Genomic DNA, 13,932 nt, shown 5'->3' with positions numbered 1-13,932 from the left:
GCAGCTTCCCTCGACAGCTGGATCGACCTGCTGTCAGCCGTGTTTATGGTGGTGGGGGCCGTTATGTCCCTGGGTGCCGCGATCGGCCTGCTGCGTTTTCCGGACCTCCTGAGCCGGATGCACGCCGCCACCAAGCCTCAGGTGCTGGGGCTGTTCCTGCTGCTGGCAGCCATCGGCCTGCAGATGCGCACCTGGTGGGTTTGGCCCGCGTTGGTGGTCGCCTGGATTTTCCAGCTGTTGACGGTGCCGGTGTCTGCCCACATGGTGGGCAGGGCGGGTTACCGCACCAAGCACCTGCACCGCGAGCTGCTGACGGCCGATGAGCTGGAGGCAGTGGTACAGAAAGCCGCCGCCAAAACCGCCCGTGAGGACGGCTCCGGCGACGGCCCGGTGCACTAGGTCAGACGATGTCCTCGCTCTTGGCGAACCGGCTGATGGCGCGCTGGGTGCCGCGGTTGGCCAGGACCTGGATGATGGTGCTGACCGAGGCCGAGATCAACGCGAAGGTCAGCGCCGACTGCAAGCTGGTGGGGATATCCTCGTCCCTGCCGGTGGGCGGCTTCCGTCCGGTGGACTTTTCCCAGATGGTGTTGACCAGCTTGGTTCCGACGAAGCCTGCGCCAAGGCTCACACCGGTGCCGAGCAGCTTGATGAAGAGGTTCATTCTTAGTACTCCTTGCGGGCGGGAAACGGACTGACTTCAGCCTAGCGGCATCATGGCGGCGGCCGGTGCGGCAAAGCGCCGGTTCGCTGTTGGCGTTGCGCACTCAGTGGAGGAGCGCTGTTCAAGCAACGGGCGGTTCCGTCCGGAACTTGATCATCTTGTGGGTGCCGTCGCAGTAGGGCTTGATGGCCGAGGCGCCGCAGCGGCACAGTGCAACAGTCTTGCGCTCGCGTGGGACGGGCTCGCCGGAGGGCGTCACGATTTCGAAGTCGCCCCGGACGATCAGGGGCCCGTCGGGGCACACCACGATCGAGCTTTCGGCGGGTTCCTGGTTCATGGCTGCTCCTGGTGTGGATGGGTGGCGGAAGGCGGGACGTATTGTTGGCGCAATGTGGCCAGTTTTCCGGAATGTTTGCGCTGCAGTTCAGCCTCCGAGTGGGCGGCGGTCCTGATCCGTTGTCCGGCGTAGGGAACGCCCCCGCCTAGCCGGAATGCCAGCGCGATCCAGATGCACACTGCCCGTTCGAGGACCCACAGCGGGGCGCACCACGCGGCCCGGAAGGGGAAGACCGCAGCCCCGTTGTTCCGTCGTCGTCCGATGCCGGCGATGACGACCGGCGCCGCCGCCAGTCCCAGGAAGGCGCGCCCGCGGAGCCGCCCGGGAAGGCAGGCTGCTGCGGCGATCGCCGGAAGTAGGGAAAGCTCCGCGGCGAGGCGGCCCGGCTGGGCGAAGTCATCGTAGGCCTGGCGGGTGCGCTGCTTGAGGAAGTGACGTGGTCCGGGCGGCCTGCGGGCAACGAACAGGTCCGGCAGGATTTTTTCCTTGCCGCCGGCTGCCTTGACGGTCCTGATCAGCTCGAGGTTTTCAAAGAGCACCGGATCGTAACCGCCGGTGGCCAGCAGTGCACTCCGCCGTACGGCCAGGGTGCCGGGGAAGTCCGCGGACCAGGCCCGGTTGATCAGGGTCCTGGACGTGTCCCACCACGCGTGCCACGGCAGGGGCTCAAAGTAGTTCTGCGGCCGTACGATGTCCGCCGAGTCGAGGTGATTGACGACGGCGGTGAGCGATTCGCGCGTGTACCGCACGTCGTCGTCGGCTATCACCAGCAGCTCAGCCTTGGCGGCACGGACGCCGGTCATGACGCTGGCCACCTTGCCGTTGCCTGCACCCTTGCTGTGGCTGTCTTCGCCCGCTGCCGGACGGATATGGCGGACGCCAGGCGGGAAAGCTGCCCCATGCCGCTTGAACAGTTCCGGAGCGGAGCCGTCCACCACGGTGACGGGTATCCACCCGGTAAGGTGCCCGAGGTAGGCGACCAGGTCCGGGAGTGCTGAATCCTCGGTCCAGCGCAGCGGCAGGATGTACTCTGCGGACTGCCTGATGGCCTGAGTACTCATGCTGCCGCCGGCACGCCCGCCCGCAGCGAGGTCTGTCCGTTTTCCCAGCACCCCAAAAGGTGCGTGGAAAGCCTGCCGTCGATCGCCATTGCCGCCGTTGCCCCCAACAGAACGTCCGCGAGCAGCCCGGGCTCAGCCTCCACCAGTCCACCGGCCAGGTCCCGGCCGGCGATCTGCTCGTGGACGGCGTCGGCTTCAACGTGCTCGTCGAAATAGTGGGTCACGTCCGCATCGAAGCCGTGCCGCCGGAAGCCCTTGCCATAAAGGCGGTTGGGCTGGGAGGAGGTCATCTCGTAAAGTGCCAGGTGTCCGGTGATGGCGCCGCGAAGCCGGCGGTTCAGCCCGAAGAGGGACATCATGTTCACCGCGGCCAGGGAGACTGCGGGTACCGCGTTGACGTAGGCCCCGTATTCGTCGTTCATGCCCAACCCCCGCATAGTGCGGGCAAAGAGCGCGCTGTGCATGCGCTCGGGGCGTCCCCCGCCGTACTCGTCGGCCTGGATCTCCACCAGTGCAGCCTTCGGCCTCCCCGTGAGCCGGGGGATGGCCCAGGTGTGCGGGTCTGCTTCCTTGAGCTGGTAGACGGACTTGTGGATCAGGAACTCCTTGAGCTGGTCCAGGCTCGCCTTCTTGGCCACGTAGCGGGACACGCTGGGCCCCGTGTCGGTGCCGGCAAGTCCGAACAGGACGTCGGCCACAGCGTCACTGGTCATCTCCGCTGCAGGCGGCAGGTCCAGCTCGCCGGCTATCGGTTGGGCAGCGGCACGCAGCGCTTCCTCGAACGGCCTTTCGAGCAGGCGGCGGACCTGGATAAGGCCCGGCTCCCACTCCCAGTCATCGCTGACGCCGTCAAGGCCGGAATAGTGGAGCTCGTAGAGGCAGAAGAGAGCCAGCTGGACGTCGTCGTCCGCGATGATGTCAGTGGCTGCATCCAGCTGTTCCGTGACCAGCCGGCGCAGTTCCTCCACGCCCGTGGCGCCGTCGCCGGTGCCGGGGGCAACTGCCAGGGCACCGAACAGTGCGGTGCTGATGGGACCTCGGGGTTCCGGAATTTTCATGATGCTCCTTTGGGCGGCAGGTGGTGCTGCCGGTGCTGCGGCGTCGACGGTGACGGTTCGGTTATGGCTGGGTGGTCGAGTTCCGGCCGGGGCGGCGGCGTGGGGTGGTCCGCGGTGACAACAGGATGGCCAGGATGATCATGCCCAGCCCCAAGGCCAGGTGCAGCCAGTTGTCGGCCCCGTTGACGGGGACAAAGTTGGCCGGGGTTTGATCGCCCACCAGGAGGCCGTAGAGCCAGAGGACCAGGTAAACAACGCCCCCGTAGATGAGGAAGCTCCTTGCCTGCTGGTGGGTTCTGGCCAGCAAAAGTCCCGCCGCCCCGAAGGCCAGGTGCACGATGTTGTGCAGGATGGATACCTGGAAAACGCCCAACAGCAAGGCTCCCGAGCGGTGCCCGGCCATGCCCAGGGCTTCATAGTTAGTGGTGATCCCGGGGATGAACCCCAGGACACCGACCAGCAGGAAGAGGGCGCCGGTTGCAAGCGCGGCCTTTTGCAGGCCGGTCCTCGCTCCGGTGGCCCGGGTGCTGATTGTCATGACCTGTCTCCTCAAAAGCCGGGAGACAACATAGTAAGCATGGTTACTAATAAAAGCTAAGGACGCTTTGCATCCTGCTGGACGGCGGCCGCTGCGCGGCCCCTGTGGCCGGGTGGTGCTCACCCCTCCGAGGTGCTCCACATGTAGGGATTGGCATGGTGCCCGCCGCGCCGGCCGTGCTCGTACCCTTGCTGCCAGGCTTTCCCGACGGCGGACACAAGTTCCGCCAGCAGGGGATAGTAGGGGTGGTCCGGGCCGATGTAGATCATTTCCTCGGCGGCCTTGTCCACCGCCGCCCGCACCTGGTTTTCGGCTGCAGGACCAATCATGGCGTCCTCCTGTGTGGAACTCCGGCCGCTCGCCTCGAATGTACTCCCGGCATGTGGCGGAGTCCATAGCGAACTCGTTGAGGCCCCCGACGTCAGTCCGTCCACATGGAACCGAGGACCTCGCGCAGGGCCTGTACCACCAGGTCATGGTCCTGCACCTGCGGAAGCCCGGAAACAGTCACCGTTGCGACTGCACCCACCCCCGTGACGTACACAGGGAACGAGCCTCCGTGGGCCGCATAGCGGCTCTGATCGAACGAGGCGTTGTCCTCGATCCGTCCGCCATTGAGCCGGCCGCGCAGCCCCACCAGCAGGGAGGGCACCTCATACCGGGCGGCGGTGCGCTGCTTGGCGCGGATCCAGTGCTCGTTGTCCGGCGTGGCGCCGGGCAGCGCCACATGGAACAGCACCTGCTCGCCCTTGGTGATGTCTATCGCGATGGGAAACTGGCCCTCCTTGCCCAGCTCCACGAGCAGCAGCCCCAGATTCAGTGCATCATCCAGGGAGAAGCCGGGAAACTGGAGCTCGTGGATCTCCCCTTCGATCCGGGCGATGAGCGCTTGCAGGGATCCCTCCGGCTGGACGGCATCGGAATCCGGATCGAACTCGGTCACATGCGGGGAATTGGCAGTCATGGCCCACAATCTACCCCTCCTCCGGTGTAAACTGGACCCCGCCCACAAGGGCGATTATTTACCGACAGAATCATTCAACGACAGGGGAGCGCCGCCGTCGGGCATCACTGGCCATGCCAGGATCCGCAGGTGGGCGCTGAGAGTGCGGATAGCCGCAGACCCTCGAACCTGATCCGGTTAGTACCGGCGCAAGGGAGTCGAGTTCTCGAAGTGTGCGGCAACGGCGGCAGCGCCGGTTGCTGTATCCACTTTCCCCTCCTGTTCCTCAGGAGGATCACATGGCAACGACAGCAATCAAGAAGACCACCAGCAAGTCCTGGCGCGTTGTGGACATCGTGGTGGCAGCCCTCATCGCCATCGCCGGCGGCGTTATTTTCTGGGCCTGGTCCCAGGGCGCAGCCGCAGTCTCGGCACCGATGAACGCCGTCTATCCGCCCCTCACCGGCCTGCTGGCCGGCGGCTGGATGATCCCCGCGGTGCTGGGCATGCTCATCATCCGCAAGCCGGGCGCGGCACTGTTCTGCGAAACAGTGGCCGCCACGGGTGAGCTGCTGATGGGCTCGCAGTACGGTGCCTCCGTGCTGTTCTCCGGGTTTGTCCAGGGTCTGGGCGCCGAGATCATCTTCGCGATCTTCGTGTACCGGAAGTTCAACCTGCCGGTATCACTGCTCGCCGGCGCAGCTGCGGGTCTTTTCTGCGGCCTGAACGATTCCTTTGCGCCCTGGGGCTGGAACATCGCCTACTCCGGCGGGGACAAGCTGGCATACATCATCTTCACCGCCATCTCCGGCGCCGTGATTGCCGGGGCTTTGTCCTGGATCGCCACCCGCGGCCTGGCCAGGACCGGTGTCCTGAGCTCCTTTGCGTCACGCAAGGCGGCAGCGGAGCCCGTCTTTTCCTGATGACTGCTCCTTCCCTTTCCGGCGCTGCGGTGGCGGCGCGGCCGGCTGCAGTCACCGCCCGCGGCTGGGGCTGGCGGCACGCCGGGCGGTCCAAGCCTGCTGTCCGTGCCCTCGACCTGGACATTCAACCGGGTGAACGCGTGCTCCTGCTGGGACCCTCCGGCGCCGGCAAGTCCACGCTCCTCCACGCGCTGGCAGGGGTGCTGGGGGATGCGAATGACGACGACGGCGAGGCCGGCGATTCCGATGAGTCCGGTTCGCTGCTGATCGACGGGGCCTCCCCCCGGGACCAGCGCGGCCGGGCCGGGTTGATGCAGCAGGACCCGGAGACCCAGGTTGTCCTCTCGCGCGTGGGTGACGATGTTGCCTTCGGCGCCGAGAGCCTCGCCGTGCCCCGTGGCGACATCTGGGCACGGGTGCATGAAGCGCTGGAGGACGTCGGACTTTCGCACCTGCCGCCGGACCACCCGACGTCGGCGCTGTCCGGCGGGCAGAAGCAGCGGCTTGCGCTCGCGGGCATCCTGGCCATGCGGCCGGGATTGATTCTCCTCGACGAGCCGACGGCCAACCTGGACCCTGCCGGGGTGGTGGAGGTGCGCGACGCCGTGGGCCGCTGCCTGGACAAGACCGGCGCCACCCTGGTGGTGGTGGAGCACCGGGTGGCCGTGTGGAAGGACCTGGTGGACCGGATTGTGGTGCTGCAGCCCGGCTCTTCGACCGATTCCGCCGTGTTGCTGGACGGGCCGCCGGACCAGGTCCTTAGCGAAGCCCGCAGCATGCTGATCGCGGCCGGGGTCTGGGTGCCCGGCTACGTCCCTCCGACCCGCCTCCGTGCTGCCGGTTCGGCTCCCGGGACTGGCGACCTGCTGCTTGCTGCCGAGGAGCTGGCGGTGTCGCGTGAACGTGCCCGCCGCAAAGGCTTTCGGAAGGTGCCGCCGGTGCCGGTGCAGCAGGGTATCTCCGCGCAGGTCCGCGCCGGGCAGGCGCTGGCTGTCACCGGGCCGAATGGAGCGGGAAAATCGACCCTCGCGCTGACGCTGGCCGGGCTGCTGGAGCCCGTTGCAGGCAAGGTTTCCGCTACGCTGGCGCTCAGCCGGGGAGCTGGGATCGACCCTTACCAGTGGAAGGCTGAACAGCTGATCGAGCGCGTGGGCACGGTATTCCAGGAGCCGGAACACCAGTTCGTCACGGGAAAAGTACTGGACGAACTGCTGTTCGGCCCGCGGCACCTTGGCCATGGCGAAGAACGCGTGGACGAGCTGCTGGAGCGGCTCAGGCTCACCGAACTGGTTGACGCCAACCCGTACACGCTTTCGGGCGGCGAGAAACGGCGGCTCTCCGTAGCCACGGTCCTGGCAGCGCATCCCCAGGTCCTGGTCCTGGACGAGCCGACCTTCGGGCAGGACGCCAACACGTGGGCGGAGCTGGCATCGTTCCTGTCCGAGCTCCTGGATGCGGGCACGGCCGTGGTGTCCGTAACCCATGATGCCGAGTTCACTGCCGCCCTGGGCGGGACTGAACTGCGGATGGTTGCTGCGGCGGCGGTGGCACCATGAGGCAGGAGTTGAACCTGCACGGCAACCACGCCCTGCTGACCCGCGCCAATCCGCTCAGCAAGTTCGCCGCCGTCTTCCTGGTCACCGCAGTGCTGGCGTTGTCCATCGACTGGGTGTCCGCGTCGGTGGCGCTGGTCTTCGAGTTCCTGCTGTTCCCGTTGGCAGGCCTCACCCTGACTCTGCTGTGGCAGCGGGGCTGGCCGCTCATTATCGCCGCCGCCGTGGGTGGCTGGAGCACCTCCATCCTGGCGGCGGACAGCGGAAAGACGCTTATCGACGTCGGCATCTGGACCATGAGTGAAGGCTCGCTGGAGCTGGGGGTCGGGTTCATGCTGCGGGGGCTGGCGATTGCGTTGCCGGCGGTCCTGCTGATGAGCTGCACCGATCCTACGGACCTGGCCGATGCGCTCGCGCAGAAGGCGCGCCTTCCGCACCGGTTCGTGCTGGGGACCTTGGCCGCCATGCGGCTTGTGGGGCTGATGGCGGAGGAGTGGCAGACCATTGGCATGGCCCGCCGTGCCCGCGGCGTCGGTTCCCGCGGTAATGCCCTGCAGCGGGTGAAGGCGACGCTGGGGCAGAGCTTTGGGCTGCTGGTCCAGGCTATCCGGCGGGCTTCCAGGCTTGCTGTCACCATGGAGGCCCGTGGGTTTGGCGGCGGACGGCGGACGTGGGCGCGCGAGTCGACGTACAGCGCGCTCGACGTTTGGGTGCTGGCTGCCGGGGTGCTGATGGCCGGTGGAGCCTTTGTTGCCGCCGTATGGGCCGGCACCTGGAACATGGTGTGGCTGGGGAGCTGACTGTCACGCTGATGCTGATGCTGATGCAGGACGCTGCGGCCAGGAACTGCGGCACAAGAGCTCCGGCTCAGCCGCAGGAGTGGTTGTAGTCGAATTTCCCGGACACGAACTGGGTCAGTGTGACTTCTGGGTGGCCAGGCCGGAGGACGTGGCAGCCCACTTAAGCTGTTCCTTCAGGCAGGGATTGGTGTTGTTGGCCAGCCCGTTGTTGACGCCGACGATTGCAAAGGCCTGGCCCGTGGGAAGGTTGTTGTTGCACTGGGGCCACGAGACGTCAGTTCCCAGTGTTGACTGATTCCCCTCTCCCGGCGATGGCGCTGCCGAGGCCGGCCGGGCGGAGACCAGGAGCAGGACGGCTAACAGCACGCCGGCCACTGTGGCTGCCGCTCGGGTGCCTCGAACCCAGCCCATTGGCGCCTCCGTCGTCGTCGAGGAAAGAGGTTTTATAAAAGTGTCCTCCGCGCCGGCGCGCAGGGTCAACATTCAGCTCGCGGCGATTTCTATCGCATGTAGTGGGTAAACGCTCTCCATCCTGATGCGGACCGCACCGAATTCGCCTACCTCTAACTCATTTATGATATATTTTTGGGCATGACGCAGGAAACCACGGAACACGTTGCCGCCATGCTCCGGGATGCCCGGGGCGAGAAAGGCTGGACCCAGGGCCAGCTGGCCGCCGAACTAGGAACCAGCCAGAGCGCCATTGCGCGGATGGAGCAGGGCAAGCAGAACCTGAGCCTGAAAATGATCCAGCGGCTCGAGACCATCTTTGGCCGGAGCATCGTCAACGTGGGCAAACCGCAGATGACGCACCTTCGCGTGGAGGGCGGGCATACGCTGTCCGGAGCCGTGGACGTCAACAGCAGCAAGAACGCCGGCGTCGCACTGCTGTGCGCAAGCCTCATCAACCGTGGGACAACCGTTCTTCGCCGGCTTGCGCGCATCGAAGAAGTTAACCGGATTGTCGAGGTGCTCAGCAGCATCGGCGTCGAGTGCACCTGGCTCAATGATACCGACCTCCAGCTGCGCAGGCCGGCCGTCCTGGACCTGGCGGCGATGGACGTGGAAGCGGCCCGCCGCACGCGCAGCGTCATCATGCTGCTGGGGCCGCTGCTGGACGAATCCTCGGAGTACCAGCTCCCATACGCGGGTGGCTGCGACCTCGGCACGCGCACCGTGGAGCCGCATATGCAGGCGCTGCGCCAGTTCGGACTCGCAGTGGAGGCCACCGCCGGCTTCTACAGCGTTCAGGCTCCTTTGGCCGATACCCGCGACCGTTCCTTCGTCCTGACCGAGCGCGGCGATACTGTCACCGAAAACGCCATCATGGCAGCGGCACACCGCGAGGGGACAACGGTGATCCGCAACGCCAGCCCGAACTACATGGTGCAGGACCTCTGCTTCTACCTGCAGATGCTGGGCGTGAGCATCGACGGCGTCGGCACCACCACCTTGAAGATCACCGGACGCCCCATGATCGATGCCGACATCGAATACTTCCCCTCCGAGGACCCCATCGAGGCAATGAGCCTCATCACCGCCGGAATTGTCACCAACTCCGAAGTGACCATCCGCCGCGTCCCCATCGAGTTTATGGAGATCGAGCTGGCCACACTGGGGCAAATGGGCCAGCAGCTGGAGATATCCGGCGAATACATGGCACGCAACGGCCGGACGCGGCTGGTGGACGTGACCACTAAGCCTTCAGAGCTGCACGCACCGGAGGACAAGATCCACCCCATGCCCTTCCCGGGCCTGAACATCGACAACCTGCCTTTCTTTGCAGTCATTGCCGCCAATGCCACCGGCCAAACCATGATCCACGACTGGGTTTACGAAAACCGCGCCATCTACCTCACGGAATTGAACCGGCTGGGTGCGCAGGTTCAGTTGCTGGATCCCCACCGGATCTATGTCAATGGGCCCACCAAGTGGCGCGCCGCGGAGGTGGGCTGTCCGCCGGCCCTGCGTCCCGCAGCCTGCCTGTTGCTTGCCATGCTGGCAGCCCGGGGGGTCTCCGAGCTGCGGAACATTTACGTCATTGAGCGCGGCTATGAGGACCTGGCGGAGCGGCTGAACGCTATCGGGGCCAAAGTGGAGTACTTCCAGGACTGAGCATTCACGCTTCGTCATGAAATTCTGAGGACCTTCAAAAGTCCTCCAGCTGCCGCAGAATGTGAGTATGCGAACATTCGGCGTTGAGGAAGAGCTCCTGATCGTTGATCCGGAAAGCGGGGAGCCGCTTGCCCTCGCTGATGCCCTGCTGTCCGTCCGCCGGTTGGCGGCCGACGACGCTCCGGACGACCCCCGGGACCTGGCAACCGAAGACAAAACCGCTTACGACGACGACGGGTTGGGCCTGAGTGCCGAACTCAAGCTGGAACAGATCGAGACCCAGACGCGGCCGTGCCTGGAGTACGGTGTGCTGCTTGACCAGATCCGGGCTGGACGGGCGCTCGCTGACAAGGCTGCCAGGAAACATGATGCCCGGATTGCTGCGCTGGCCACGTCGCCCCTTGGCCTGGCCAGCCACACCACCCCTGATCCACGCTATGCAAGGATGCTGGAACGTTTTGGCCTGACCGCTCAGGAACAGCTGACCTGCGGCTTCCACGTCCATACCTTCATTGAGTCACCGGACGAGGGCGTGGCTGTGCTGGACCGGATCCGCGACAAGCTGGCAGTCCTCACGGCCCTAAGTGCGAACTCGCCGTTCTGGAACGGGCTTCAGACCGGCTTCGAAAGCTACCGCACCCAAGCGTGGAACCGCTGGCCCACATCCGGTCCCGCCGGTATCTACGGGACATATTCCGCCTACCGGAGGGTGGTCACCCGTCTTCTGGACAGTGGAGTGATGCTGGACGAAGGGATGATCTACTTCGACGCCCGCCTGTCCCGGAACCATCCCACTGTCGAGGTCCGGGTTGCAGACGTCTGCCTCCGGGCCGAGGACGCAGCTCTTCTTGCCGTTCTCGTCAGGGCGCTGGTGGAGACTGCGAGCCGTGAGTGGCACGAGGGGGTTGAGCCCGCGCCGGTGCCCACCGTACTTTTGCGGATGGCTTCCTGGCAGGCCAGCAGCGGTGGACTCAGCGGGGAACTCCTGGACTTCGGTACGTTCCGGCCCGCGCGGGCCGCCGATGTAGTGCATTCCCTGGTGGACTACCTCGCCCCGGTATTGCAGGAGCAGGGTGAACTTGCACTGGTTTGCCAGGGCGTCGAGGACATCCTTGCGCGAGGGACAGGGGCAGCTGAACAGCGCCGCATCCGCGACCGGACTTTGGCCGCCCTGGCCCCGGAAGACCTGGGCTTTGGTGCGGTGGTCAAGCACGCGGTGGACGTGACGATGCGCGGTTCCGGCCATCTTTCAGCTGTCGACGGGTCCCCGGAGTTGCTGCGCGTCCGCCAGTCCTAGCAGGATCAATTCTTCCGCTCGCCTGGTGCTGCCTTCAGCGAGGTGGAAAGCACAACAAAAGCCTTTGACAGGAAAGAATCGACAGCCGGTGGCGCCCAGGCAGGAGGCGTGCCATACTCGGCGCGTGACGGCGTCCTACTCCTTCAAAGCTGAACTTTGGCTATATCCGGGCGAAGCGGGCTGGCATTTCCTGACCCTCCCGGCAGACGTCGCGGACGATATCCACGAACTAACCGCCGGCGCCAGCAAGGCATTCGGATCCGTCAAAGTGACTGCGGAAATCGCAGGGCACTCCTGGCAGACCTCGCTGTTCGCGGACCAGAAAGCCGCTTCGTACCTCTTGCCCGTGAAGAAGGCCATCAGGGACAAAGCCGGGATCAGGGAAGGCGACGAGGTGGCCGTCCACCTCTCCATCGAAGACAACTGATGAAACCCTCGCCCGTATATCCAGCGCAGGCGCCGGTGCCGGAGAGGAACTTGGCCGCAGCGCCAGGCAACTCTAGATCTGCTTCAGAGCCTGTTCGAGGTCGCCGATCAGGTCGTCCACGTCCTCCAGGCCCACGGAAAGCCGCACCACGCCGTCGCTCAGGCCGATTGCAGCACGGCCTTCCGGCCCCATGGCGCGGTGCGTGGTGGTGGCAGGGTGCGTAATCAGGGACTTGGAATCGCCAAGGTTGTTGGAGATGTCGATGATGCGCAGCCCGTCCAGCAGGGCAAAGGCGGCTTCCTTGCCGGAGCGGCCGCCGGACGGAGCAAGCTCAAGCGTGAGCACCGTACCGCCGGCGCTCATTTGCTTGGCAGCCAGCCCGTACTGCGGGTGGGACTTCAGGAGCGGGTACTTTACCCAGCTCACGGCAGGCTGCTGCTCCAGCCACTCAGCCAGCCGCAGGGCAGACGCCGAAGAGTGGTTGACGCGCAGGGCCATTGTCTCGAGGCCCTTGGTGAGCACCCAGGCGTTGAAGGCGGACAACGACGGACCGGTGTGGCGCATCAGCTGCTTGACCGGCCCCTCGATAAATTCCTTGGTGCCCAGGATGGCGCCACCCAGGACTCGTCCCTGGCCGTCGATGTGCTTCGTGCCGGAGTAGACGATAACGTCGGCCCCCAGCTGCCCGCAGCGCTGCAGCAGGGGAGTCGCAAAGACGTTGTCGACGACGACGGTGGCACCTGCTGCGTGCGCGAGTTCGCTCACCGCGGCGATGTCGACGATCTCCTGCATGGGGTTGGACGGCGACTCAAAGAAGACGGCAGTGGTGGGCTGGGACAGGGCGTCGCGCCACTGGTCCAGGTCCGGGCCGTCGACGAATACCGTCTCCACGCCCCACCGCGGCAGGATCTCGTTCAGGATCACAAAGCAGGAGCCGAACAGCGAGCGGGCGGCCACCACGCGGTCACCGGCAGCCAGCAACGCACCCAGGGCGGTAAACACGGCGGACATGCCGGACGCCGTCGCAAAGCACGCCTCGGTTCCCTCGAGGAGTCGCAGCCGCTCCTGGAAGGTGGCTACAGAGGGGTTGCCGTAGCGGGAGTACACAAATCGCTCGTCCTCCCCGGTGAAGGCACGCTCGGCAGCGGCTGCGGACTCGTAGACGAACCCCGAGTTCAGGAATACCGCCTCGCTTGTTTCCTGGAAGTTGGTGCGGTCCAGTCCGCCGCGGACGGCCTGGGTGTCGGGGCTCCAGCCGGCGGCGTCTTCGTTGAAGGTCACTTAGTTCTTTCCGAGGTTGGTGGGCAGGCCGCGGTTCTTCCAGCCGTTCACGGTGCGTTCGCCGTAACGGTCCGGCTCGCCCTCAAAGCCCTCCAGCACGTTGTAGGAGGTGAAGCCGGCCTGGGTGGCGGCAATGGCGGCCGCGATGGAACGCTGCCCCGAGCGGCACAGGAATACCAGTTCGGTGGCCGGATCCTCCGGAGCCTGCTGGCTCAGGTGGCTGATGAAATCGGGGTTGGGAATGCCTCCCGGAAACGTCCACTGGATGAACAGCGGATCATTGTCGGTGGCCTTGGTGTCGGGAATGCCGATATGGGCCCATTCGCCCTCAGTGCGCACATCCACCAGGATGGCTCCCTGCTGCAACTTTTCCCATGCCTCCTGGGGCGTCAGGTCTCCTGCGTAGCTCATGCGTGGCCCTCGCCGTCGAACTCGAGGTCTTCGCCAGCGGTTTCGAGGCTATCCACCGCTGTGGCCACGGCGGCATCGGCTGAAGCGATGGCCGCGGGCAGGACCAGGGCCTGGGCAACGATGACGCTGCTGCCGTTGAACGTTGCCGCCGGGCTCCCGTGCAGCACGTAGCCCTCGGCCAGGGCATCGGAAATCCGTTCACAGAAAGACCTGTCATCCGGACCGGTAACAAGCCGGTACGACAGTCTCTCTTCAGGGGCAGGTGCGTCAGACACGACGGATCTCCTTCTCTCACGCTTGCAACTCGAATCGGTCGATATGCCGAGTATTCACCTGAGGCACCCCGCCGCGAAAGGAGGGTTGCCGACCGGCCAGTCAGGGCTTGGCGCCGGTACTCATTACTCCCCAAAAACGTAACACTTGGCGCGCGGGGCAGCACCGCCGCCGTCGTCATGTTCCGTAACTGAACCGGGCGCGGTGCAGCAGGCGGTGATTTTTGCGGGGCAAGAGGAACGGACGACGGC

The 13,932-nt window shown here is 65.5% G+C and carries 18 protein-coding genes and 2 riboswitches; of the genes, 7 read left to right on the top strand and 11 right to left on the bottom strand.

The window, feature by feature from the left end:
* Positions 1 to 45: 45 nt before the first annotated feature.
* Positions 46 to 399, top strand: a complete 354-nt coding sequence (gene mnhG, locus M1D93_RS18570; RefSeq protein WP_461175067.1) for a monovalent cation/H(+) antiporter subunit G — start codon at positions 46 to 48, stop codon at positions 397 to 399.
* A gap of 1 nt (position 400) precedes the next feature.
* Here the strand turns inward: mnhG and M1D93_RS18565 are convergent, their stop codons facing one another.
* The 7 genes from M1D93_RS18565 to M1D93_RS18535 form a co-directional block, all read right to left on the bottom strand.
* A complete protein-coding gene (locus M1D93_RS18565; RefSeq protein ID WP_461172922.1) occupies positions 401 to 664 on the bottom strand; it encodes a DUF4235 domain-containing protein in 264 nt (87 codons plus the stop codon).
* 121 nt (positions 665 to 785) lie between these two features.
* Positions 786 to 1,001, bottom strand: coding sequence for a CDGSH iron-sulfur domain-containing protein (locus M1D93_RS18560; protein WP_461172921.1), 216 nt, complete (start codon positions 999 to 1,001; stop codon positions 786 to 788).
* Positions 998 to 2,062 carry a glycosyltransferase family 2 protein gene (locus M1D93_RS18555; RefSeq protein ID WP_461172920.1) on the bottom strand — a complete coding sequence of 355 codons (1,065 nt, stop codon included), beginning with the start codon at positions 2,060 to 2,062 and terminating at the stop codon, positions 998 to 1,000. Before M1D93_RS18555 ends, M1D93_RS18560 begins: the two co-directional genes overlap by 4 nt.
* Complete coding sequence (locus M1D93_RS18550) at positions 2,059 to 3,120, bottom strand: iron-containing redox enzyme family protein (RefSeq protein ID WP_461172919.1); 1,062 nt, start codon at positions 3,118 to 3,120, stop codon at positions 2,059 to 2,061. The genes M1D93_RS18555 and M1D93_RS18550 overlap by 4 nt, the downstream gene beginning before the upstream one ends.
* 61 nt (positions 3,121 to 3,181) lie before the next feature.
* Positions 3,182 to 3,658 carry a DUF4383 domain-containing protein gene (locus M1D93_RS18545; protein ID WP_461172918.1) on the bottom strand — a complete coding sequence of 159 codons (477 nt, stop codon included), beginning with the start codon at positions 3,656 to 3,658 and terminating at the stop codon, positions 3,182 to 3,184.
* 119 nt (positions 3,659 to 3,777) lie between these two features.
* Positions 3,778 to 3,987, bottom strand: coding sequence for a hypothetical protein (locus tag M1D93_RS18540; protein WP_461172917.1), 210 nt, complete (start codon positions 3,985 to 3,987; stop codon positions 3,778 to 3,780).
* Between the two features lie 92 nt (positions 3,988 to 4,079).
* Positions 4,080 to 4,622, bottom strand: a complete 543-nt coding sequence (locus M1D93_RS18535; protein ID WP_461172916.1) for a heme-degrading domain-containing protein — start codon at positions 4,620 to 4,622, stop codon at positions 4,080 to 4,082.
* Between the two features lie 72 nt (positions 4,623 to 4,694).
* Positions 4,695 to 4,835: riboswitch (TPP riboswitch) on the top strand.
* A 65-nt stretch (positions 4,836 to 4,900) separates the two neighbouring features.
* On the opposite strand from M1D93_RS18535, the gene M1D93_RS18530 reads away from it, so the two are divergent.
* Genes M1D93_RS18530 through M1D93_RS18520 form a run of 3 tightly spaced genes read left to right on the top strand, consistent with a single transcriptional unit; the run spans position 4,901 to position 7,877 of the window.
* Entirely contained in the window at positions 4,901 to 5,524 is a 624-nt protein-coding gene (locus tag M1D93_RS18530) for an ECF transporter S component (RefSeq protein ID WP_461172915.1), read from the top strand.
* On the top strand, positions 5,524 to 7,080 hold the full coding sequence (locus M1D93_RS18525) for an ABC transporter ATP-binding protein (RefSeq protein ID WP_461172914.1): 1,557 nt from the start codon (positions 5,524 to 5,526) through the stop codon (positions 7,078 to 7,080). Before M1D93_RS18530 ends, M1D93_RS18525 begins: the two co-directional genes overlap by 1 nt.
* A complete protein-coding gene (locus M1D93_RS18520) occupies positions 7,077 to 7,877 on the top strand; it encodes an energy-coupling factor transporter transmembrane component T family protein (RefSeq protein ID WP_461172913.1) in 801 nt (266 codons plus the stop codon). The genes M1D93_RS18525 and M1D93_RS18520 overlap by 4 nt, the downstream gene beginning before the upstream one ends.
* A 114-nt stretch (positions 7,878 to 7,991) precedes the next feature.
* Here the strand turns inward: M1D93_RS18520 and M1D93_RS18515 are convergent, their stop codons facing one another.
* Positions 7,992 to 8,243, bottom strand: a complete 252-nt coding sequence (locus M1D93_RS18515; RefSeq protein WP_461172912.1) for a hypothetical protein — start codon at positions 8,241 to 8,243, stop codon at positions 7,992 to 7,994.
* Positions 8,244 to 8,468: 225 nt separating this feature from the next.
* Between M1D93_RS18515 and M1D93_RS18510 the strand changes: the two genes are divergently transcribed.
* The 3 genes from M1D93_RS18510 to M1D93_RS18500 all read left to right on the top strand — a co-directional run bounded on the left by M1D93_RS18510 (position 8,469) and on the right by M1D93_RS18500 (position 11,716).
* Positions 8,469 to 9,992 carry a UDP-N-acetylglucosamine 1-carboxyvinyltransferase gene (locus tag M1D93_RS18510; protein ID WP_461172911.1) on the top strand — a complete coding sequence of 508 codons (1,524 nt, stop codon included), beginning with the start codon at positions 8,469 to 8,471 and terminating at the stop codon, positions 9,990 to 9,992.
* 67 nt (positions 9,993 to 10,059) lie between these two features.
* Positions 10,060 to 11,289 (top strand): glutamate--cysteine ligase 2, encoded by a 1,230-nt coding sequence (locus tag M1D93_RS18505; protein ID WP_461172910.1) that lies wholly within the window; start codon positions 10,060 to 10,062, stop codon positions 11,287 to 11,289.
* A 124-nt stretch (positions 11,290 to 11,413) separates the two neighbouring features.
* Positions 11,414 to 11,716, top strand: coding sequence for a DUF1905 domain-containing protein (locus tag M1D93_RS18500; protein WP_461172909.1), 303 nt, complete (start codon positions 11,414 to 11,416; stop codon positions 11,714 to 11,716).
* Between the two features lie 72 nt (positions 11,717 to 11,788).
* Here the strand turns inward: M1D93_RS18500 and M1D93_RS18495 are convergent, their stop codons facing one another.
* From M1D93_RS18495 to M1D93_RS18485, 3 genes are read right to left on the bottom strand one after another with little or no spacing between them, the layout of a single operon-like run.
* Positions 11,789 to 12,997, bottom strand: a complete 1,209-nt coding sequence (locus M1D93_RS18495; RefSeq protein WP_461172908.1) for an O-succinylhomoserine sulfhydrylase — start codon at positions 12,995 to 12,997, stop codon at positions 11,789 to 11,791.
* A complete protein-coding gene (locus M1D93_RS18490) occupies positions 12,998 to 13,408 on the bottom strand; it encodes a rhodanese-like domain-containing protein (protein WP_461172907.1) in 411 nt (136 codons plus the stop codon).
* Positions 13,405 to 13,683, bottom strand: a complete 279-nt coding sequence (locus M1D93_RS18485; RefSeq protein WP_461172906.1) for a DUF1737 domain-containing protein — start codon at positions 13,681 to 13,683, stop codon at positions 13,405 to 13,407. Before M1D93_RS18485 ends, M1D93_RS18490 begins: the two co-directional genes overlap by 4 nt.
* A gap of 13 nt (positions 13,684 to 13,696) precedes the next feature.
* Positions 13,697 to 13,811, bottom strand: a riboswitch (SAM riboswitch).
* Positions 13,812 to 13,932: the final 121 nt, after the last annotated feature.

The organism is Arthrobacter sp. Z1-9, assembly GCF_054792695.1.
This window is presented reverse-complemented; position numbering and strand designations above follow the sequence as displayed.

Excerpts from the sequence above, each read along its gene's own strand:
- M1D93_RS18530 (WP_461172915.1), top strand. The coding sequence starts at position 4,901 with ATGGCAACGACAGCAATCAAGAAGACCACCAGCAAGTCCTGGCGCGTT.
- M1D93_RS18560 (WP_461172921.1), bottom strand. The coding sequence starts at position 1,001 with ATGAACCAGGAACCCGCCGAAAGCTCGATCGTGGTGTGCCCCGACGGG.
- M1D93_RS18505 (WP_461172910.1), top strand. The coding sequence starts at position 10,060 with ATGCGAACATTCGGCGTTGAGGAAGAGCTCCTGATCGTTGATCCGGAA.
- mnhG (WP_461175067.1), top strand. The coding sequence starts at position 46 with ATGGTGGTGGGGGCCGTTATGTCCCTGGGTGCCGCGATCGGCCTGCTG.
- M1D93_RS18535 (WP_461172916.1), bottom strand. The coding sequence starts at position 4,622 with ATGACTGCCAATTCCCCGCATGTGACCGAGTTCGATCCGGATTCCGAT.
- M1D93_RS18565 (WP_461172922.1), bottom strand. The coding sequence starts at position 664 with ATGAACCTCTTCATCAAGCTGCTCGGCACCGGTGTGAGCCTTGGCGCA.
- M1D93_RS18490 (WP_461172907.1), bottom strand. The coding sequence starts at position 13,408 with ATGAGCTACGCAGGAGACCTGACGCCCCAGGAGGCATGGGAAAAGTTG.
- M1D93_RS18540 (WP_461172917.1), bottom strand. The coding sequence starts at position 3,987 with ATGATTGGTCCTGCAGCCGAAAACCAGGTGCGGGCGGCGGTGGACAAG.
- M1D93_RS18520 (WP_461172913.1), top strand. The coding sequence starts at position 7,077 with ATGAGGCAGGAGTTGAACCTGCACGGCAACCACGCCCTGCTGACCCGC.
- M1D93_RS18525 (WP_461172914.1), top strand. The coding sequence starts at position 5,524 with ATGACTGCTCCTTCCCTTTCCGGCGCTGCGGTGGCGGCGCGGCCGGCT.
- M1D93_RS18510 (WP_461172911.1), top strand. The coding sequence starts at position 8,469 with ATGACGCAGGAAACCACGGAACACGTTGCCGCCATGCTCCGGGATGCC.
- M1D93_RS18545 (WP_461172918.1), bottom strand. The coding sequence starts at position 3,658 with ATGACAATCAGCACCCGGGCCACCGGAGCGAGGACCGGCCTGCAAAAG.
- M1D93_RS18550 (WP_461172919.1), bottom strand. The coding sequence starts at position 3,120 with ATGAAAATTCCGGAACCCCGAGGTCCCATCAGCACCGCACTGTTCGGT.
- M1D93_RS18555 (WP_461172920.1), bottom strand. The coding sequence starts at position 2,062 with ATGAGTACTCAGGCCATCAGGCAGTCCGCAGAGTACATCCTGCCGCTG.